Origin of the sequence: Anabaena sp. FACHB-83 (assembly GCF_014697485.1) — a bacterium.
Classification (GTDB): domain Bacteria; phylum Cyanobacteriota; class Cyanobacteriia; order Cyanobacteriales; family Nostocaceae; genus Nostoc_B.
Window position 1 is genome coordinate 166,014 of sequence record NZ_JACJRY010000011.1, and the last position, 21,537, is coordinate 187,550.

Genomic DNA, 21,537 nt, shown 5'->3' on the forward strand with positions numbered 1-21,537 from the left:
ACAAGATAGCATATACTGAGCATCGACGTTTGAACGCCAATGATTTGTTGTGCAACCAGTTGACTTTACCACCCTGACTTCTGCTTGTAGCGAACTACGCGCTTACTGGCTGCCATCGCGTTTAGAACAAGTTTATCAGCGCGATCGCTACACTATTTCTATCGCATTACGCACCCTGAAACAACGGGGTTGGCTGGAAATTTCTTGGCATCCGCAAGCTGCACGGATTTGTATTGGTGATCCGCCGCCGCGATCGCCTGATACTTTTACATTTAGCCAGCAACTAGTACATCAATTGGGCGGCTTGGCTTTAATTGCCATTGAAGCGATCGCACCTTGGGAGAGGGCGATTGATTTACAATTTGCCCGTCGTCCAGGAGAATCTGCCCTATATCACTTGTATGTGGAAATTATGGGCAAATACAGTAATGCGATTTTGACTGATGCCAATAATTTCATCATTACGGCTGCCCATCAAGTTAGTGAACAGCAATCGAGTGTCCGACCAATTCAAACTGGACAGCTTTACGAATTTCCCCCCAAACTCACAGGCCCGGTTCCCAGTTTGAGCGAATCTCAAGCACGTTGGCAAGAAAGGGTGAGTTTAGTTCCCGGTGCAATTAAGCGTCAACTGATCAAAAGTTATAGCGGTTTAAGTGCATCACTGGTAGATTCTCTGCTGTTAGCTGCGAGTATTGCACCAGACACAACTACTGATCAACTAAGTTCTGACGATTGGCAAAAACTCTTTGAATGTTGGCAAGAATGGCTACAAGCTTTAAATGTTGGTAAATTCCAACCAGCTTGGACAGCAACTGGTTACACCGTGATGGGTTGGGGTGCGGTTGCGCTAGTCAAAGATACTCAAAGCTTGCTGAATAAGTATTATACTGACCAACTCAATCAACAGGTATTTGCTCAATTGCGCCATCAACTGAGTCAGAAATTACAAAATATTCTGACGAAGTTAAAAATCAAAGCCCAAGCCTTTACAACTCGGTTACAGCAATCAGATCAAGCTGATGATTATCGCCAAAAAGCAGATTTGTTGATGGCTAACTTGCAAAATTGGCAAGCGGGAATGCAAGAAATCACTCTACCTGATTTTGAGACAGGGGAACCAGTAGCGATCGCACTTCAGCCTGATAAAAACGGTGTGCAGAATGCTCAAAATTTTTACAAGCAGCACCAAAAACTCAAACGCGCTCGTTTGGCAGTGGAACCGCTATTGTTAGAAGTACAATCAGAGATTGATTATTTAGAGCAAGTAGAAGCTGCGATCGCGCAAATTGAAAACTACGAAACAGCCGAAGATTTGCAAGCTTTAGAAGAAATCCGTGATGAGCTAATTGGACAAAAATATTTAGAAGATCCACAATACCGCGATCGCAACACTAACGAAACTGCTATCACCAACTTCCGTCGTTATCGCACTCCTAACGGTTGGGAAATCTTAATTGGTCGCAATAATCGCCAAAATGACCAATTAACTTTTCGGGTGGCCGGAGATTATGACTTGTGGTTCCACGCCCAAGAAATTCCCGGCAGTCATATTCTCATGCGTTTAGAAGCGGGTACTGTTCCCGATACAGATGATTTGCAATATGCAGCCAACCTCGCCGCCTACTACAGCCGCGCTCGTCAAAGCGACCAAGTACCAGTAGTCTACACCCAGCCCAAGTACGTCTACAAACCAAAAGGAGCCAAACCGGGAATTGCCATTTATAAACAAGAGCGCATTCTCTGGGGAAAACCACAGTTAGTCAATAGTCATTGAAGGAGGCAGAAGGCAGAAGGCAGGAGTTATCAATTGTTATTCTTCTCCCTTGTCTCCCTTGTCCCCCTTGCCCCCCTAAATTCCCTCTACCTTCCGCGTTAGTTGAAATATTCTCAAAGATGGAAGCCCATCCGAACGGGCTTTATCTTTTTTTAGTGAATTTTTAAGAAAAAACTGTGTTGGCTGTTACAATATTGTTAAGAAAAGTTGCCCGTTGCATTTTGGGAACGCGCAATCGGGTTTTAACTCTATTGAGAAGACAACGCGAAAAATATTTCATTGACCAGCTGTGGGAGGCTGGTCTTTTTATTTCAAGCACCTTATAATACCAAGTGCCTTAAAATTGAGCATTCACATTTGAGCATTTTTTGAGCATTATGGTAAATAGCAGCACAACACCGACTGGTAAGACTAAGAAGGGTCAAATAGTAGTACGTGAGGATAGCGGTAGCATCAAGGCTTGCTTTCCTCGTAACTATTTCGCGGATGGTAAACAAGTCAAAAAAGGTACTGGTATTTCTAATGTTGAGGGATGGGAAGCTAAGGCAGATAAATTACAACGTCGGCTACAGTTAGAGCTTGAGAAGGGAAAGCTTGACGACGGCAACGGTAACTTTAATGAGGTACGTTATCAGGCAATTTTAAAGGAATACGGATTACAGGCAAGGCTTAGGTTAGTGGATGGAGGGATCAAAACTAGTGATGAATTACCACCTAAGCCAGAGTTATCACTACTTGAAGTCTGGGATAGGTATTTAGAATACATAAAACTAGGAATGAAAGAAAGTCATTTCGTTAATATGTATTGCCATCAATACTCAAGTTTTATTAAATCAGCAATTGAAGCTACTAAGTCAGAGGATGCAATCAAGATTAGAAATTGGTTAGTTGAGAATAGAAGCTTAAATAGAGTTAAAATTTTACTTTCTAATTTATCTAAAGCCTATCAATTGGCAATAAAAAACAAATCTGTAAGTTTTAATCCCTACGATGGATTAGCAGATGATATTAAGGTTTTAGGTGCAAAGGGAAAAAAACAGACAGAGGTTAACACAGAAACCGATGATGATGTACTAGATAAATCGAAAGCTTATACTTGGCATGACGTACAAACAATTTTAGAAGCTTTCAAAAATCACCCTAAAAAATTTCACTGGCATGATTTTACTAAATTTAAATTTCTTACAGGATGTAGAACGGGTGAAGCAATTGCTTTTTTATGGTGTGATATTAATTGGGAGAAAGAATGTGTATACATTCGTAGAACATACGATAGAGTAACTAAAAAGTTTTATCATACAAAAACATCCAAAGGGGATAAAGAATTAATTAGAATTTTCCCTATGCCTAAAGATGGGGAACTATGGAACCTAATAAAATCAATTCCTCAAGGGGAAGCAAATGAAACTGTATTTAAAACCAAAACCAAAAAAATCATACGTGGAAATATTTTTACTTCAGAACATTGGAAGCCAGTTATAGATAAATTGATAGAGCAAGGTAAACTAACTAAGTATTTATCACCCTATAACACACGACATACATTCATCACACACCAAATATTCGATTTAGGCAGGGATGAAAAAATAGTAAGTGCTTGGTGTGGTCATGGTGAAGCAGTCAGCCAAAAACACTATCAAGATATAACTGACAGAGCAATTCTAATTAACCCAGAATTACCAGCTAGTCCACAAACACAGCAATTATCGAAAATAGAGCAACTTGAAGAACAGTTACGACAGCAACAGGAATTAATTGACAAGCTGTTAGCTGAGAAAGGCAAGTAAACACAACTAAACCAACAATAAAAACCATTTTTACGAGTGGTATCAGTGGTTAACAACTTTTCCAGGGTTAAGTAACCACTGATTAAAACTCTAATCGATTGGTTTCAATCGATTCAATTTATATTTACGTTTCTACATAAATGCCGAATCCTAGAGGAACACCTGAAAATTTAGAACCAGGACAAAGAAAAGGTGAGGAATCCTTAACAGAGCAAATCAGCTTTCGTGCAAGTAAAGACATGAAAGATGCAGTGAAAGCACAACCCGACCCAGCACAATTTTGTAGGGATGCGGTACAAGAAAAATTAGATAAACAGAAACAATCGGATTGATACCCTTCTGAGAAAGTGTCATTTGAGATCAGATTTAAACTGACATCTCACCAGAGGCTGGTCTTTTTATTTCCAAATGCTGACTACCAAATATATCTTTTGGCACTAGTGAAATAACTGAGAAAAATATCATGATGCTATCTGACAGATAACTGAAAAATGTTGACTTGATGACATTTACAGTTGTCAAACACTGATTCAGAACATCATTTAAGCGGAGGATGCTGTGTGAAAATTGGCGCTCACTACTTAGGTAACGGCGAGTGTGAGTTTACTGTTTGGTCTCCCACACTAAACAGCGTTGCGGTAGAGATTTTAACGCCAGAGTCGCAGTTAATTCCGCTAAAACCGCAAGCAGAGGGATACTGGCAAGTAAAAGTCAATGATGTGTATCCGGGTACATTGTATCGATATCAATTAAATGAGCAAGAAGCTTTTGCTGACCCGGCTTCGCAGTTTCAACCCCAAGGAGTTCACGGTGCTTCTGTGGTTGTAGATCATCATTTTGAGTGGACAGATACAACCTGGACGGGTATTCCCTTAGAATCGATGATTTTTTATGAACTCCATGTCGGGACATTCACACCGGAAGGAACCTTTGCTGCGATTATTCCCCGTTTACCAGAACTACGGGAGTTAGGAATTAACGCGATTGAAATTATGCCCATTGCCCAATTTCCGGGCGATGATCATATTCAGCCTGATTTGGCATATCGCAATTGGGGATATGATGGCGTTTATCTGTATGCGGTACAAAATTCCTACGGTAGTCCCGCCGATTTCAAGCGATTTGTGAATGCTTGTCACGAAAATGGCATTGCTGTAGTGCTAGATGTGGTTTATAACCACTTTGGCCCAGAAGGTAATTATATGGGTCAGTTTGCGCCCTATTTTACTAAAACTTATAAGACACCTTGGGGCAACGCGATGAATTTCGATGATGCTTATAGTCAAGGTGTGCGAAATTATTTTATTCAAAATGCTCTGTATTGGTTGGGAAATTTTCATATAGATGCTTTGCGGCTGGATGCAATTCAAGCAATTTATGATTTGGGTGCAAAGCATTTTTTAGGGGAGTTGGCGGAAGTTGTGCATAACTTTTGTCAAGGGGGGACATGGAAACGTTATTTAATTGCAGAAAGTGACTTGAATAACCCGCAAATTGTACGTCCGCCAGAATTGGGAGGATATGGAATTGATGCACAGTGGAGTGATGATTTTCACCACGCATTACATACATTGTTAACAGGCGATCGCCAAGGGTATTATCAAGATTTCGGTAAGTGTGCCGATTTAGCTAAAGCTTACCAAGATACTTTTGTCTACGATTGGCGGTATGCACCCCACCGTAAGCGTTTTCATGGGATATCTTGCCGCGATCGCCCATTATCTCAGTTTTCAGTCTGTATTCAAAATCACGACCAAATTGGTAATCAAATGAAGGGGGAACGCTTATCTGAGCGAATTTCCTTTGCTGGTTTGAAATTAGCGGCTGGTGCTGTATTGTTGTCACCCTACTTACCGTTACTATTCATGGGTGAAGAATATGGCGAAACAGCACCCTTTATCTATTTTGTCAGCCACTCCGACCCTGAATTGATTCAAGCTGTGCGTGCTGGACGTAAGCAAGAGTTTGAGGCGTTCCACTATGCAGAAGATCCACCAGATCCCGAATCTGCACAGACATTTCTGCGGTGTAAACTTAACTGGGAATTGCGTCACCAAGGACAACACAAGGTTTTATGGAATTGGTATCGTCAGTTAATTAATTTACGCCAAACTCATCCCGCGTTGTTGAATTTTGACCGCGACAATATTACAGCAACCAGTGATGAAGACAAAAAATTAGTTGTAGTGCGGCGTTGGTGTGAGTCGAGTGAGGTGGTATTTGCGATGAATTTTAATTCCTCATCGGTGGCGGTAAGTTTACCAATTCAGCAAAGTGCGCGGAAGTTATTAGACTCAGCCGATGCTGTATGGTCTGGTGAAGGTTCTCAAGCTGCTGACAAACTCGCGGTGGGGGATGAGGTTGTGTTGGCGGCTATGAGTTTAGTTTTGTATAGCAATCCTAAATGAGTCGTGAAAAAGTATTCTTTTTAACGAACCGCAAAGGACGCATAGACGCGATAGCGGCTTCCCGAAGGGTAGGACACAAAGAAGGAAAGGAAGGAAAAGAAAGAAAATTTCACAAATTATTTAGGGCTGCTATATGAGGTTTTTTAACGCAGAGTTACGTGAAGTCAACGCGGAGGGGCGCAGAGTGTTTTCCCCTGAACCTCTTTTTCAACCTATTTATATACAAGTAACAATATTATGCGAATCCCAAAAGTAACTTATAGAATTCAGTTTACACCCCAGTTTGGCTTTGATGATGCTAGAGCGATCGCATCCTATTTATCAGATTTAGGTATTTCTGATTTGTATGCTTCGCCAATTTTTAAGGCGAGGACTGGGAGTACACATGGTTATGATGTGGTAGATGCTGCACTGTTAAATCCGCAATTAGGCACTGAGGAGGATTTTGCGGCTTTAGTGGCAGAATTACAAGCTTTGGGGATGGGTTGGCTACAAGATATTGTGCCTAACCACATGGCGTATAGTAGCGAAAATCCCTATTTAATGGATGTGTTAGAACATGGTGCAGATTCTAGTTATACCGATTATTTTGATGTTTGTTGGAACTCGCCTTTTGCTAATAGCCAAGAGCGCATTCTTGCACCATTGTTAGGAGATTTTTATGGCGAAGCCTTAGAAAAGGGAGATATTCAAATCCAATATGAGCCGAATGGTTTAACTGTTAACTATTACAGCTTAAAATTACCATTGCGGTTAGAGTCTTATAGCAAATTTCTGACTTACAATCTTGGTAAACTTACCCGCACACTGGGGAGAAATCATCCTGATTTTATTAAACTTTTAGGTGTTCTCTACATTCTCAAAAGTGTGCCTTCAGAAGTTACAGGTAAACAGCGTCAAGACCAAATTGCTTTTATCAAAGGTTTGATTTGGGAACTCTACAGCACTAATGATGATATCCGGGAATTTATTGACGAAAACCTGAAAATTTTCAATGGCGAACCGGGTAATTCTGAAAGTTTTAACTTGCTCGATGACTTACTCAACGACCAGTTTTATCGTCTCGCCTTCTGGAAAGTTGGCGCGGAAGAAATGAACTATCGCCGTTTCTTTACTGTTAACGAACTTATCTCGGTGAAAGTTGAAGAAATGCGAGTGTTTAACAACACTCATAGTTTAATTTCTAAGCTAGTAGAAGAAGGCGTATTCACTGGCTTAAGAATTGACCACATTGATGGACTATACAACCCAACGCAGTATTTAGAAAGACTGCGCGAAAAAATGGGTGATGTTTATATCACTGTCGAGAAGATTTTAGAACTCACGGAAGATTTACCCAACAATTGGCAGATTCAAGGTACTTCAGGATATGATTTTTTGAATTATGTCAATGGTGTATTTTGTCAAGCACAAAATCAAGCAGCTTTTAATAAAATTTACCATTCATTTATCGGTGCAAGGGTCAATTATCCATCACTGGTTAAAGAGAAAAAGCATCTGATATTAGAGAAAAATCTAGCGGGTGATGTGGATAATTTAGCTAGTTTGCTGAAGAATATTGCCAGCAAATATCGCTATGGCAATGATTTTACATTGAATGGTTTGAAACGAGCGATCGCAGAACTGCTCACATTATTCCCTATCTACCGCACTTATATCACCCCCGATGCAATTTCCGAGACTGATAAAGCTTGTATTCAACAAGTAATTAACACAGCGAGAAAACAAGTACCTCTGTTGCAACATGAAATGAACTTTTTAGAAAAAGTCTTGCTGTTGCAGTTCGATGAATCTCTCAGCCAAACAGAAAAAGAACAGTGGATTTATTTTGTCTTGCGGATGCAGCAATACACTGGGCCACTCATGGCTAAAGGCGTGGAAGATACTACTTTATATGTTTACAACCGTCTAATTTCCCTGAATGAAGTCGGCGGAAACCCCAGTCATTTTGGTATTACTATTGAGCAATTTCATAACTTTAACCAACAGCACCAAAAAAACTGGCCGCATACCATGAACGCCACCGCCACCCATGATACCAAGCGCGGCGAAGATGTGAGAGCGAGGTTAAATGTGTTGTCCGAAATTCCTCAAGAGTGGGAACAACAGGTAAATAACTGGAGTGAAATCAATCAATCACATCGTAGCTTAGTCGATCGCAACGATGAATACTTCCTCTATCAAACCCTAGTTGGCGCGTTTCCCTTTGCAGAACATGAACAAGCCTCCTTTGTGGAACGAGTGCAAGAATACATGATTAAAGCCATCCGGGAAGCAAAAGTTCACACCGCATGGTTACGCCCTGATAATGAGTATGAAGCAGCTTGTACCACCTTTGTACAGAAAATACTTGACCCCAACTTATCACGGGAATTTCTAGATAACTTCCGTCCCTTTCAACAAAAAATTGCCGAATATGGCATATTTAATTCTCTTTCCCAAACCCTCTTGAAGATTACTGCGCCTGGTGTTCCCGACTTCTACCAAGGAACAGAACTTTGGGATTTAAGCTTAGTTGACCCCGATAACCGCCGTCCCGTAGATTTTGAATTGCGACGTAGTTATTTGAGTACCATCCAAGCACAAATCAAAACAGATATTCTCGGCTGCATTCCCGAACTACTAACTCAGAAAACCGACGGTAGAATCAAACTGTTTTTAACCCTGCAAGCACTCAAAGCCAGAACAAAATATCTTTCCTTATTCCAAAACGGCGAATATCAACCACTAGAAGTCCACGGAACCCACGCCAACCATATCATCGCCTTTGCCCGACAACATAGCAAGCAAACCGCGCTCGCCATTGTCCCCCGTTTCCTCACCAGCCTCACCCAACTCGGACAACCCCCACTAGGCGAGTCAGTATGGCAAGATACACACCTAAAACTCCCCGCCAAAACTTGGCAAAACCTCCTCACCCACCAAACCCTACAACCTGGAGATACTCTCCCTATCTCCCAAACCCTCTCCCACTTCCCAGTAGCCTTACTAATTGCGGAGTGATTAATACAACAGTGGCGGGCAAGATGCCCACCCCACAAGAGGTTAAAGCAATCTCTAAATATACAAATAAAATCCCTCTTAATTCCTCTCCGCGCCTCTGGTTACTGAGCGAAGTCGAAGTATGCGTCTCTGCGTGAAATAAATATGACCAAACAACTCACCAGCCCACCAATACAAGCCGTCCGCACCTACATCAAACAAACCTGGAAAACCCTCACCCGTTCCCATCAACACCTACTAGAATCAGTCCAAGACACCAAACTAGAACACCCACCTAATACCCCGTGGCTAGTTTACATATCTCCCCAAGAAGACTGTAATACAGTCAAGGCTGTGTTAGAGCGATCGCTATCTGCAACCGAAATGCAGCAAATCGAAATTCGCACCTTACCCAACGAAGTCGCAGATATTCAAGAACACGGCTTGTTATATCTTCCCGGCGCTTATGTCGTTCCTGGTGGACGTTTTAACGAGATGTATGGCTGGGACAGCTATTTTATTTTGCTGGGCTTACTGCGGGATGAAGAATGGGAATTAGCTCAAAGTCAAGTTGATCAATTACTTTATCAAGTCCAGCATTACGGCACTATCCTCAATGCCAACCGTACCTATATGCTGACGCGATCGCAACCCCCTGTCCTCAGTTTGATGGTGCTGGCGTTGTTTCAACATACCCAAGACATAGCATGGTTAAAATCAACCTTGCCCTTATTAGAACAGTTTTATTATTACTGGGTAGTACCGCCACATTTGAATCTGACCACAGGCTTATCTCGATATTTTGCTTTAGGAGAAGGGCCAGCACCTGAAGTTGTGTTTTCGGAACTGGACGAAGCCGGACGCAGCCACTACGAACGTGTCAAGGAATATTATCAAAAATTTGAGATTGATGATTATGATGTGAGTTTGTATTATGACCGCGAAAAAGACGAACTCACAGACTTATTTTACAAAGGCGATCGCTCTATGCGTGAGTCTGGGTTTGATATTTCCAACCGCTTTGGCCCTTTCAGTGTTGATATCATCCACTATGCGCCTGTTTGTTTAAATAGTTTGCTGTATCAAATAGAGCAAGACTTGGCGCAGATTCACGAGATTTTAGGTAATCCCGAACTTGGACAACAATGGAGCGATCGCGCCAGTCTCCGCCGTGAGCGTATCAATCAATACTTGTGGGATGAAGACACAGGACTTTATCTAGACTATAATTTCCATAGTGGCGATCGTCGTCATTATGAATTTGCTACCACCTTTTATCCTCTCTGGACAGGACTTGCTTCACCCACACAAGCTGCAAGAATTGTCCAAAATCTACCAACATTCGCCGCGCCAGGGGGAATTTTTACCAGTTCTCATGTCACCGGAAATCAATGGGACGCGCCTTTTGGCTGGTCTCCCCTCACACTAATTACTGTCCTGGGACTGCGCCGCTATGGATATCATACCGAAGCCAAGGAGATTGCTGATAAATTCCTCACTATGGCGATGAAAGAATTTACCAGATTTGGTTTCTTCGTCGAAAAATATGACGTTGAGCGATGCTCTGCTCAAGTTTCCGACGAAATTTGCTTTGGTTACAGTTCCAATGAAATAGGTTTCGGTTGGACTAATGGCGTGATTTTAGAACTTTTAGCTTTGGGTTACGGTGAGGGTGTAAGGGTGTAAGGGACTTGCATAAAAATAAAGTACCAGTAAACCGAGTTTCGACTTCGCTCAACTCTCAAGGGTCGAGGGTTGAGCGAAGCGATGCACTGAGCTTGTCGTTCGCGTAGCGTCTCCGGTAGGAGAAGTGTCGAAACCCGTCTGGTTGCAACCCTATTAACCCGCAAATCCCTAAATGAACAAAAACCCTTACTAAACCCTTTGAGAATCATGGGTTTCAAGTGGTGTGGAAAAATACTTCCCTGTTCCCTGTTCCCTTGTCAACCTCATCAAGATGATGGTGGAATCAAGCTGGCGGTTTTAGCGACACTATCCCAAACTATCCAAGCGCAGGACTTATCTACATCATCGGCATTATTGGTAACTTTGAAATAGATTTTATCTCCGCCTTTCGGTTCAATGGCAAAATCAGCATTTTGAGCATAAACAACTTTGAAACCTCTATCACGCAAGCAATACATTGCCCAAGCTTTGAGTGATTGCTTGTATGGTTCGTGGGGAATTGGTGGTTTTGTGAGTGCGGCTTCGATGACTTGAAATATCTGCATTGTTATGTGAAAAGGAATTATTGAAATACTGAATTAGTAATTAGCACTCGGTACTTTTAGTTCAGGTTGAGGATCGCAACGAATTTCAATCATAAATCCGTCAGGGTCATAAAAGTACACACCTTTACCTGTAGGACGAGTAACTGGCCCATGTGCGATCGCTACTTTATTCTCCTCTAAAACCGCTAGTGCCGTCTCAAATAATCGCGGATCAATATCAAACGCCAGATGATAAGCTCTTGTAAAACTCTGTTCTGGGTCTGGATGGGGTGGATTGAGATCCGGTGTCCAAAATAAATCTAAAATTACACCATCGGGGGTCACAAAGTTGGCAACTTTCCCTTCCGCGACAAGTTCTACCAGTGTTGCGGGGACTTGCTTACCCGTCAATTCATGTAAGCCTAAAATCTTACCGTAAAAGTGACGCGAAGCTTGCATATCTTTGACATTGAGAGCAATGTGATGCACTTTCCGCAAATTTCCAGGAGTAAGGATACTTTTCATACATCAGATTTTCAGATATCGCTTTGACGTACTAGCTACAGTAAATAACTACGAATTATCTTCGATATTCATCGCCACAATCGCCAATTATTTTATATAAATCGCGGGATTTTTGCGAGACTTGCTCGATGCGATCGCAATCTTCCTGATTTAAACTAAAACTAAATACTTTGGCATTATTTTCGATATGTTCCGATACACCCAGCCTTGCGCCAACAATGACACCTCCCACTGCTGGTTTATCTAAAATGTAACGTACAGCAACATTCGCAATACTGACACCATACTTATCAGCAATTTCTTTCAGCGTCACCAGCAATTCTTGAAATAATTGCCAACCACCCCAAGCATCAATCATATTTTTGTATTTACGTAAGCTGGCTGTACCTAAATCAAAGTTTCGTGGTTCCGGCTGACCTAAATATTTCTCTGATAAGAAACCGCCACAAACTGTCCCGTAAGTTAACAGTTTAATGTTATGTTCCTGACAAAATTCCACCATTGCCACTTCTGGACGGCGGTCAACTAAAGAAAACTGCACTTGATTAGAAACAATTTTAATTCCTGCATTGACAATAATTTGCAGGTGTTTTGTATCAAAATTTGTCAAAGCCAAGTGCTTTATTTTGCCCTCAGTTTGCAATTCTGCCATAAATATCAGGGCATCTAGATAATTTTTATCATTATATTCCCACCAGTGAAATTGCATTAAATCTAAAGATTCAACTCTCATTCTCCGCAAGGAAATATTAATATTTTCTTCAACGACTTTTTTCGTAATTTTTCGCGGACGAGGAACCCATTTTGTGAAAGCCTGTAAGTTAGCTAAAGCTTCTTTCCCTCTAGTTGCAATTAGTTGATGGCGAAATTCCCCAATAAAATCTTCAGCCGGGCCATAATGATCAGCTAAATCCCAGGTAGTAAAACCTGCATCCAGATATTGAAACATAGCTTGTATAGCTGCTTGTGGTTGAATATGTCCATGTGCGCCAGATACTTGCCACATTCCATTTAATATCCGACAAATATTTAAATCAGGAGTGAGTTGCAGACGACTTTCTGTAGGTAGTAGCACCATATATAGTAATCCGATTTGATTTTTGAATTATCTGTAAAGGCTGGGAGTCGGAAGTAGGGAGTAGGGAGTAGGACAAATATGATTCATATAATTGAATTGATAATTATCTAACGCCAATCTTTGGCTGCTTGTTCTAGAACATAAACCGCAACATCGTGAATTTCTTGCTCACTCAGGCGGTCTTTATAAGCAGACATATTACTTTTGCCATTGGTGACAATAGATGTAATTGCCTCTATGGAATCCATATTATATTTCTTGAGGGCTTGCTTTTTTAAATTTTTTCCGCGTCTGATAATGTTACTGCCGTTAATATGGCAACCAGCACAATGCAGGCTAAATATTTGTGCGCCGTTTGCTGTGTCACTGGCATTTGCAGGCAAAGTAAAAGTAGTTGTCAATAACAAGATAATTAAACTTAATAGCTGCATCATTTTGAGCAGATTAATTCTCATTATCTTAATTTGTGCTTTGGTGGTCATCATTGCTTGAGAGTGACTGTAATCTCAAATTTTATCTTCTCATAATTATGTGCATAGCGATACCCAATATTTGCTGTGTCAATAAAACCACAGATACAAACTGATAATTTGTCATTTTCTATCTAAAGGAAGTGTCTATTCCCAATAGAATACGTCAAAATTAAGATGTTGGAGATGACTAAACTAAATAAATTTATCCAAATTAGCTAAATACACGAGTTGAAAATGGTTAAAAATGTCAAAGAACAAATTCAAACTGACTTGATACAAGTTAAAGAAACTGGTCAGTTACGGACTGAAAGAGTTAGAGAAATTGTCAAATCAGCAGTTTCGCAAGTTGCGGCTGAGTTGAAAGAAGGTTCAACCGAATTGCGGGGACTGGTTAAAGATGCGGTTGCGGCTGTGATTGAAACTCTGCAAGAAAGAGGAACTGAAATTAAAGAAGAAGTGACAGCTTCTATTGAAGGTGCTTTGGAAGGTGCGAACCACAAAAGACACGAAACTATTATTCACACTCAGTCAGAACTGCAAAGATTACAGGCTCAGTTAGATAGTGAAGAAGAAAAACTTCAGCAAGATGTAGATGTGATATTAGCTGAGATTGAGGAAACAGGTAAACAAAATACTGCTGATACTAAAAATGTAATTGACTCGGCTGTGAATGCTATCAAAAATAGTGATGAAGTGTCGTTACTAAGAAAACGTTACGCTCAATTACAAGCACAATTAGCCATTGTCCGCGCGAATTTAGCAGCACGTTATGGCGGCCGTTCGGAAGAAATTCAAAATCATCTCAATGATGCCAAAAATTGGTATGACCAAGCTCGTCCCCAAGCGGAAGTTTTAGCGACCCAGGTATCACAGAAGCGATCGCAGTTAGAAGATAAACTAGGTGAAGCTGGTACAGCCATCGCCAAAAAAGAATTTCAAATCAAACAAACCTTACGCGAGTTACTTCTCGCAACTGCTGATTTGTTTAAAGACAAGGAACCAGCAGATAAAAACTAGTACAACAAGGCAAAAGGAAAAAGAAATAATAACGATATCACAAGCCTTTTAGCAATTCCCGATGGTCTGTTTATTTACGCTGATCTGTACTAGATACTCATATCATAATAACCCCGACTTCTTCAAGAAGTCGGGGTTCTGAGCAAGTACAATTTAGTTAACAAAGTACTTCATACAAAAGCTATCTTCCCCTAGTCATCGCCATAACAGCATCAACTGTAATTTCCGGGAGAATACCCAAACTGGGGAGAAAATCTCCGCTTGCAAAAATTATCGGTAAGTCATCTCCTTGCCAAACCCATATTTGCTGACGAGCCAAGTCGATTAACCAAGCCAGTTGGGTTCCATTACTAAGACAGTGGAGAATCTTATTTTGTAAGTCTAAAGTGCTTTGGTCTGGTGAGCGAATTTCAATTAACCAATCTGGCGCTCCATTAAATGGGCCATCTGCATCACTCAGGCGATCGCCTGCAATAATCACAATATCTGGTACTGGTGAGTAAGGCGGTACAATACAACGTAGCTTCTGCACAGCTTCAAATTTATCGGTGCGATCGTTAATATAATTTACTAGGTTACGTTGTAGCCTGGAATGAAATAAGGTTGGCATTATTTTTTGGACAACTCACCCATCAATTAGTTCCAATGCAGGAGAAGCTTCTATTTGAGGTTGAGCAAGAAACTCTGCAAGCGAAATCTTAGTACTTGACTGGGGCATATATTCTGCATAAAACTTTACTATGCTTGCTTGCATAGCATCTAATTATATAGCCTTTCCTAGTTTGCTGATGTACAAATTTATCTGCGTCCATCTGCGTTCATCTGCGGTTAATTATTCTTGCTTGTACTTCACTAGAATAAGAAACGCTATATTTCATAATCGGATATGCAATCAATACCATACTAAACTTAAGTCGCTGTAGCTCTCTACATATTCAGAAAAACATAATAAAAAGGGTAGATTTTTATAGTCTACCCTTAATTGATTGTCCTTATTTAGAGAGGTTTGTTCGATGGAAAGATGTAGATTTTCTTGCCTAATTAGTAAGTGCCGCTATTTAATGCTTCTTCTCTCTTAGCCACTATCCACAGTGCATGAATACTACCAGGAAGCCAACCAAGCAAAGTCAGCAGAATATTAATTACCAAAGTTGGGCCAACGCCAACTGTCAGAAAAACGCCTAAAGGAGGCAAGAAAATAGCAAGTAAAAAGCGTAATATTTTCATGGGTTTTATTGTTACTGTTTCAAATTGATTAACTCATATTGTGCAGAATTAACTTGATGACAAACTCTGTCTCAGGAATTATGTTAATTCTGGATGATTGTTGCAGCCGAATTTCTACTATTGCTGAGGATTACCTTGAGGTAATTCACCTGTTTTTGAAGTGTTGCCTGTTAAAGATAAGTTTCTTTCAGCAAAGTAATTACCAATGAAGGTGTTAGCTAAAGATAAAACAACTGGGCCGAGAATAAACGCGAGGATTCCATGTGCGCTAAACCCAGGCACTAAAAATGCGGCTAATGTGAAACAAATACCGTTCACAACCAGGGAAAATGCGCCAAAGGTTAACAGGTTTAATGGTAAAGATAGGGTAGAAAGAACTGGCTTGACAGAACTATTGAGTAAGCCAATGACAACAGCAGCAATTAACGCCGAAGGAAAGTTAGCAATATTAACACCAGGTACAACTAAATCAACAATTAGTAAGCTGAGTGCTGTAGCTAGAGTGATAAGAAATGTTCCCAACATTGTTTTACCTAAAAAGTCAGTGATAGTTTGTTTGAATGTCTTGCTACTATCATTAACAATCTAGAAAGATTCAACCTCTCTTATAAGATAGATTGTGCTTCTACCAGTTGACTGATTTTGGCAGAAACTTCGTAAATTACGAGAAAACTAACTCTAGCCTCTAATCCCTATTTTTACCACCAGTTGCCGCCTTTACCTTCACATTCACGCTTCGTTACATAATGGCGGTAGCGAAACATCGCTTCTAGTTGACTTTGGACTAGCCAACCACTGATAAATTCAACTGTATCTCCCCCTGGCATAGAGTAGGAAATTGCATCTGTTAGCTTGGTTTTGCCATCTTCTGACTGAAATTCATGGCGATGTATCCAAGTTTCAAAGGGGCCAGATATTTGTTCATCGACAAATAGGTGATATGGTTCGCATTGGGTGTGACGCGCTAACCAAGTTAAAGGTACTAAACCCAAAAACAAACGAAACTCTGTAATAGCACCTATTTGCAGTCCTCCCTCCCGCCGGACTACTTGGACTGGTTGCCAAGGTGGAGTTAGCATTTGCAGGATATCTGGTCTTTCGTGAAATTGCCAAACTACTTCTATTGGCGCATTAATTACAGATGAATGGTTGAAGTGCAGCATGAACAGCAAAACCTAAAACTCATACCAAGAAAAAATGATGGTGACAGATGGTATTGATACACCCAAGGGATACACAGCGATTCTAAATCTAAAATCCAAAATATATCAGCCTTCGTCGTATTCAGTGTCGATTTCGATATCTAAGGTGTCTTCATCAACCCGGATATACAAAATATTGGGGTTACAGCAAACTTGACAATCTTCAACATAAGATTGTTGTCCCCCCGCACTCAAGTCAATAAAGGTTAAGTTTGGTTCGCCGCAAAAGGCGCAGTAATACTCAGCAGTGGTTTGCATTCAAATTTTGACTACGAATTTAACGGTTGTAGTTCTTTAGAGGCTGAACGGAAATGACTTGTCGCCTCATCCAAGTGCTTTAGTAGTGTAGACTGCGGTAGCGGCCCTTGCAAGTGGCTCCAAGGCAAGACTTGGGATGTTGACCAAGTACTATGGACGTAGAAATCTAAATCGGGGATTTGTCCTTTAAGTTGCTTGAAGGCGCGTTTATAACTACCCAAGGAGTCGCCAAAATCACGGGTGAGTTCGAGAAGTTGGGATAATCTGCGATCGCCCCGCGACAACAAAGCCTGTATGATAGACCAGTTATAACTTTCTGGACGAAAATCGATTCCTTGGGGTTTGAGTTGTTTTTGTAGAAGCTGCAACCGCTTCTCTGCTTGACGGTTTACCCCAAACCATTGAAATGGTGTATGAGATTTCGGGACAAAGGTACTACAGCCAAAGCTTAACCGTAGTCCTGGTGCAGCTTTTTTCATACTCCGCATCATCGCCACAGTTGCGTCTAAATCGTCCGCCTCTTCCCCAGGGATACCCACCATCCCATAGAGTTTTAAGCCTGAGAGTCCGCCAGCTTTCGCGTTTATCGCCGCTTGAATGATTTCATCATTTTGCAGCTTTTTATTGATGATTTGCCGCAGTTGATCAGAACCACTTTCTACAGCTATGGTAAGCGATCGCGTGTCTCGTTTTGCCAAAGTTTCCGCCAACTGTACCGTTACCGTATTAGTTCTCACCGAAGCAATACTCAACCGCACATCATCATATTTTGGCTGACTAATATAATTTAATAACTCCTCAAACTCTGGATGTTGTGTTACAGAAGCACCCAATAATCCCAAGCGATTTGTAACTGCTAAACCTCTCTCAATTGCGGGAATTAATGAACCTTCCAAACTAGCAGTTCTAAATGGTAGTGTTAGATAACTTGCCAAACAAAAACGACACATTTCCGGACAACTTCTCACCACCTCCACCATGTAAATATTTTCCCAAGCAGCTTTTTCAGTAACTACTGTAGAAGCTGAGAGAATATTTCCGCGATAAGTCTGCTTCTGCACAATTGTCGGCACATCCGCATCAATTGGCTGAATTGACTTTACCTCACCATCTGGTGTGTAATATTCCACTTCATACAAACTCGGAATATAAATTCCTGGTACTTGAGCCAATCTTTGAAGCTGAATTTGTCTAGGAGCTTGTCTAACTTCTTTGTAAGCTTCAATAAAATTACCCAGCAGATTTTCCCCATCTCCTAACAAGATGATATCAAAAAAAGCGGCAAAAGGTTCAGGATTAGCCGTGAGAACTGGGCCACCACCAAAAATTAGCGGATGAGCATCATTTCGTAACTTTGCCCGAATTGGAATATCTAGAGATTCAAGTAAATTTAAAATGTTTACATAATCTAATTCCCACGAAATCGAAAATCCCACAATTTCTGGTTGTCTCGGAAGTTGTTCATGTATATCAGTAAATAGACGACTCACCTGCACATCATCGCGCATTGCCAAAGTTGCCCAAACTATCTGATAACCAAGGCTAGTAATACCCACACTGTACTCATTAGGAAAGGCAAAAATTAAGGGTATCGCATTAGTGTCAGGAGTAGTAGGAGTGAATAAAAGTCGTTCAGCAGCAAATAGAGATGATGTCATGCAATTTTAGATTTTATATTCCAATTTTTATATTAAAAAAACGAAAAAAAGACTCTGCGTACCTTTGCGTTTACCTCCGCGAGCCTCTGCGTTTAAAAGTCTTTCCACATTTCTAATTATAACTTAACAAAACCTAGCAATTAATTCTTCCCGCGATAATTGCAATAGCAAAGGAGTAAATTCTTCCGGTGGTAAAGCTAATAAAGGTTCAATAATTGCTTGTAGTTGATTATCTAATTCCCCAAAGCGAACCTTCAGCAAATTTTCCACAACTAACCGTTGACCTTGCTGAATTCCTCGTTGTGTAGCCTGTTCTCTATCTTGTTGGTAAAGTGGTGCTAATCGCATAACTAACTCCCTATCTTCTTCATCTGGGTTGTGCGTTAGAAATGTAGGGTGTGTTGTTGCGAAACACAACGCACCGCTAAAAATTTAAGGTGGGTTTCAAGCTTAGATCTAAGACACCTTTGTATCTCAAGAAGCTTAGAGAACTGGATCTTACACATAAATAGTGACTATTTCTACAACTGGCCATAAAATAAAATAGCCCTTACATGCTACCAACACGTAAGGGCTTAAGACTATAAAAACGATTTAATCCCTGTGATATGACTCATGGGGATTATTTATTGTTGGGGATGAGATACCCCATGAACGCGCCTATACTGACCTTCGCTACATCAAGAAAAGCTGGTCTAGTGTCTTTATCGACAATCGAAAATCCGATTAGGCCAAATAAACAAACAAGCACAATAATTCCAAGCATTAGTTCTTTGGGGTTTAAATTTTTCATGCAATTGCTTCCTTCTGTACTACTTACGTGGATATTACATCAGTAAAAAAGGTACCTCTCCACTAAATCAGAATATTTCACCTTCTGCCTAGAGTAAATTTACGATAAATTCACATATAATCAACCTAATTTAAGTGTAAATACGCAGACTGCATTATATGCTTGAAACTAATCACTGAAATAATACCATAGTGATATGTATAGTAAAAAATAGCAATAGCTCAGTATACGCAAGAGAAAACAAAGTATGAACAAGTAATTTTGACAATTTGTGGACTAGTAAGATTGCGAATTGGCGCACTTATATTACCACCAGAAATCCACGCGATCGCCTAAGCTAAAATTAATGCACATCACCAGATATTTTGGTCTTGTTCTCTACAATAAATATCTCAAACCCTTATTGGCTCATATAGACTAGTTGATTCACAATGCTTGCCTTTGCACCCTAAAAACTAGCCAGATAAAGGGTTTGATAGTTATTGGAGATGTCTATTACGTAATGTAGGTGAAATTCTCCTATTCGCGCAGCATATCTGACAAAAAAGGGTACCTATAAAATTAATTATTGAGATGCTGAGAAACAATGATGATTTATACAGGTAATCCTGTTCCAGCAATCAAAATGTACAACCCTTGCTACTTCAAGGTTTCCCGAATTAACCCCTGGCGGCTGGTTGTGGGTGATCCATGTGTGGATTGGGGAAGATGCTTGGATTGATAATCTAGCGACTGTGACGATTGAAAGTCATGTGTGTATATCTCAAGGGGCGTATTTCTGCACACGCTAGGTACAAGATGTGAATATAGTAATCAGGTTTGATTTCTGAACCTATTTGTATAGACAGGGAATAGGAAGTGGGGTGTAGGAACGAAACATTATTTGGATGTACTGATATTTTTCATAAATCAAATATGAGTCCTATAGAAGCAGGGCGAACGCATCTAAAGTATACTTAGTGACTACTGAAATTGAGAATCAACGGAAAAATCAGCATTTATCATTTGAACCACTGTCCAAACCTCAAAGCGATCGCTAAAATCTTTGTCAATAAACATGGCTTAATGCGATTATTTTTGAGACTATTGAGAATAGTTTAGCCTTATTGACATGATGCGGCCGCCCTGCCCATAGAAGCGATCGCTACTTCTACGTGTCGTAGTAAAGTATTTCCATCTAAATAAATCTGTTTGTTTAAGATTTGAAAATTAATTTACTACTATTGAGACTTTGACTTAGATAAACCTAGCGATTAATTCTTCGCGCGATAATTGCAACAGCAAAGGAGTAAATTCTTCCGGTGATAAAGCTAATAAAGGTTCAATAATTGCTTGTAGTTGATTATCTAATTCACCAAAGCGAACCCTCAGCAAATTTTCCACAACTAACCTTTCACCTTCTTGTATCGCTTGTTCTCTATCTTGTTGATAAAGTGGTGCTAATCGCATAACTAACTCCCTATCTTCTTCGTCTGGATTTTGCGTAAATTGTAAATTTTGTTGCAAGTTGTATAGTAATTCTAATGCTGCTTTTCGGAATGGGTTATTAGGAGATAGTGCTTCTAGCTCATCAATGGCTTGTTTCTGAACGTTTCCTCTACCAATGATTCTCAGCCATAAGGTTTCGGGGATAATAGGTAACTGATGAATTGCGACTATGGCTGTACGTAGGTAGTCTGCCATAAAGTAAACACCGGGCAGAAAATCAGCTTTCGGGTTAGCACCAAATCCTGAGAGGAGTGATGCTGATGCTGTTGGTGTCAGAATCCATAATTTTGGTAAATCAGATTCTTGAATGCGGGTGTTGTTTCGATTTGCTTGCCGTTGTAAATCGCCACGTACCTCTAATAATTTTAAAAGACAATCACAGATTTCTGTAGCCGCCGCAGGATTCCGAAACGGTTCAAACAACGCCGGAGTCGTGGCAAATTGTCCCAATAAACCAAGGGTTTCTGAGATGTTGCTTGGTTGGGTGGGAATGAAATAAACGTCTATTTCTCTGACTTCGCCTGCAACTCGTCGTGCTGCTTGAACTTCGCCATAAGGGGTGAGTAATTCTTCAAGGTAGTCTTTAGCGAATTGGTCATGAATGAATCTGGTCATGTAATGAAAATTTGGCAATGCAACCTAGTTTAAAGTGTT

General features: G+C 40.5%; 19 protein-coding genes and 1 pseudogene. 8 read left to right on the forward strand and 12 right to left on the reverse strand.

Translation table 11 applies throughout. The features are described from left to right. The first annotated feature begins 49 nt into the window (after window positions 1–49). From H6G79_RS15670 to H6G79_RS15695, 6 genes are all read left to right on the forward strand, one after another. Entirely contained in the window at window positions 50–1,777 is a 1,728-nt protein-coding gene (locus H6G79_RS15670; protein ID WP_190592471.1) for an NFACT family protein, read from the forward strand. A 377-nt stretch (window positions 1,778–2,154) separates the two neighbouring features. Then, the gene (gene xerC, locus H6G79_RS15675) at window positions 2,155–3,564 is read left to right on the forward strand and encodes a tyrosine recombinase XerC (RefSeq protein ID WP_190592470.1); all 1,410 of its coding nucleotides are present in this window, start codon (window positions 2,155–2,157) and stop codon (window positions 3,562–3,564) included. A 140-nt stretch (window positions 3,565–3,704) separates the two neighbouring features. Further along, the gene (locus tag H6G79_RS15680; RefSeq protein WP_190592469.1) at window positions 3,705–3,896 is read left to right on the forward strand and encodes a hypothetical protein; all 192 of its coding nucleotides are present in this window, start codon (window positions 3,705–3,707) and stop codon (window positions 3,894–3,896) included. A gap of 228 nt (window positions 3,897–4,124) precedes the next feature. Further along, a complete protein-coding gene (gene treZ / locus H6G79_RS15685; protein WP_190592468.1) occupies window positions 4,125–5,972 on the forward strand; it encodes a malto-oligosyltrehalose trehalohydrolase in 1,848 nt (615 codons plus the stop codon). Window positions 5,973–6,209: 237 nt separating this feature from the next. Continuing rightward, complete coding sequence (gene treY, locus H6G79_RS15690; protein ID WP_190592467.1) at window positions 6,210–8,975, forward strand: malto-oligosyltrehalose synthase; 2,766 nt, start codon at window positions 6,210–6,212, stop codon at window positions 8,973–8,975. Window positions 8,976–9,119: 144 nt separating this feature from the next. After that, on the forward strand, window positions 9,120–10,640 hold the full coding sequence (locus H6G79_RS15695) for a trehalase family glycosidase (protein ID WP_190592466.1): 1,521 nt from the start codon (window positions 9,120–9,122) through the stop codon (window positions 10,638–10,640). Window positions 10,641–10,906: 266 nt separating this feature from the next. On the opposite strand, the gene H6G79_RS15700 is transcribed toward H6G79_RS15695, so the two are convergent. The 4 genes from H6G79_RS15700 to petJ all read right to left on the reverse strand — a co-directional run bounded on the left by H6G79_RS15700 (window position 10,907) and on the right by petJ (window position 13,201). After that, window positions 10,907–11,185 carry a hypothetical protein gene (locus H6G79_RS15700; RefSeq protein WP_190592465.1) on the reverse strand — a complete coding sequence of 93 codons (279 nt, stop codon included), beginning with the start codon at window positions 11,183–11,185 and terminating at the stop codon, window positions 10,907–10,909. 33 nt (window positions 11,186–11,218) lie between these two features. After that, window positions 11,219–11,689 (reverse strand): VOC family protein, encoded by a 471-nt coding sequence (locus H6G79_RS15705; RefSeq protein ID WP_190592464.1) that lies wholly within the window; start codon window positions 11,687–11,689, stop codon window positions 11,219–11,221. A gap of 55 nt (window positions 11,690–11,744) precedes the next feature. Further along, window positions 11,745–12,764: an aldo/keto reductase gene (locus H6G79_RS15710; protein WP_190592504.1), complete on the reverse strand. Its 1,020-nt coding sequence runs from the start codon at window positions 12,762–12,764 to the stop codon at window positions 11,745–11,747. 110 nt (window positions 12,765–12,874) lie between these two features. After that, window positions 12,875–13,201 (reverse strand): cytochrome c6 PetJ, encoded by a 327-nt coding sequence (gene petJ / locus H6G79_RS15715; protein ID WP_190592503.1) that lies wholly within the window; start codon window positions 13,199–13,201, stop codon window positions 12,875–12,877. A 273-nt stretch (window positions 13,202–13,474) separates the two neighbouring features. Between petJ and H6G79_RS15720 the strand changes: the two genes are divergently transcribed. Beyond that, window positions 13,475–14,257, forward strand: a complete 783-nt coding sequence (locus tag H6G79_RS15720) for a histidine kinase (protein ID WP_190592463.1) — start codon at window positions 13,475–13,477, stop codon at window positions 14,255–14,257. Window positions 14,258–14,438: 181 nt separating this feature from the next. Here H6G79_RS15720 and H6G79_RS15725 read toward each other — a convergent pair whose 3' ends face one another. From H6G79_RS15725 to H6G79_RS15755, 7 genes are all read right to left on the reverse strand, one after another. Next, window positions 14,439–14,867: a Uma2 family endonuclease gene (locus H6G79_RS15725; protein WP_242048391.1), complete on the reverse strand. Its 429-nt coding sequence runs from the start codon at window positions 14,865–14,867 to the stop codon at window positions 14,439–14,441. Between the two features lie 431 nt (window positions 14,868–15,298). Beyond that, window positions 15,299–15,484 (reverse strand): YqaE/Pmp3 family membrane protein, encoded by a 186-nt coding sequence (locus H6G79_RS15730; protein WP_190592462.1) that lies wholly within the window; start codon window positions 15,482–15,484, stop codon window positions 15,299–15,301. A 117-nt stretch (window positions 15,485–15,601) separates the two neighbouring features. After that, window positions 15,602–16,009, reverse strand: a complete 408-nt coding sequence (locus H6G79_RS15735; RefSeq protein ID WP_062287899.1) for a phage holin family protein — start codon at window positions 16,007–16,009, stop codon at window positions 15,602–15,604. Between the two features lie 173 nt (window positions 16,010–16,182). Then, entirely contained in the window at window positions 16,183–16,647 is a 465-nt protein-coding gene (locus tag H6G79_RS15740; protein ID WP_190592461.1) for an SRPBCC family protein, read from the reverse strand. A 105-nt stretch (window positions 16,648–16,752) separates the two neighbouring features. Beyond that, complete coding sequence (locus H6G79_RS15745) at window positions 16,753–16,944, reverse strand: CPXCG motif-containing cysteine-rich protein (RefSeq protein ID WP_062287893.1); 192 nt, start codon at window positions 16,942–16,944, stop codon at window positions 16,753–16,755. 11 nt (window positions 16,945–16,955) lie between these two features. Continuing rightward, window positions 16,956–18,602 carry a radical SAM protein gene (locus H6G79_RS15750; RefSeq protein WP_190592460.1) on the reverse strand — a complete coding sequence of 549 codons (1,647 nt, stop codon included), beginning with the start codon at window positions 18,600–18,602 and terminating at the stop codon, window positions 16,956–16,958. Window positions 18,603–18,725: 123 nt separating this feature from the next. Further along, the gene (locus tag H6G79_RS15755) at window positions 18,726–18,950 is read right to left on the reverse strand and encodes a hypothetical protein (protein ID WP_199332822.1); all 225 of its coding nucleotides are present in this window, start codon (window positions 18,948–18,950) and stop codon (window positions 18,726–18,728) included. Between the two features lie 1,109 nt (window positions 18,951–20,059). Between H6G79_RS15755 and H6G79_RS36775 the strand changes: the two are divergent. Continuing rightward, window positions 20,060–20,180: pseudogene (locus H6G79_RS36775) on the forward strand (colanic acid biosynthesis acetyltransferase WcaF); the annotation flags it as partial. Window positions 20,181–20,631: 451 nt separating this feature from the next. Here H6G79_RS36775 and H6G79_RS15760 read toward each other — a convergent pair. Further along, window positions 20,632–21,498 (reverse strand): hypothetical protein, encoded by an 867-nt coding sequence (locus H6G79_RS15760; RefSeq protein WP_190592458.1) that lies wholly within the window; start codon window positions 21,496–21,498, stop codon window positions 20,632–20,634. Window positions 21,499–21,537: the final 39 nt, after the last annotated feature.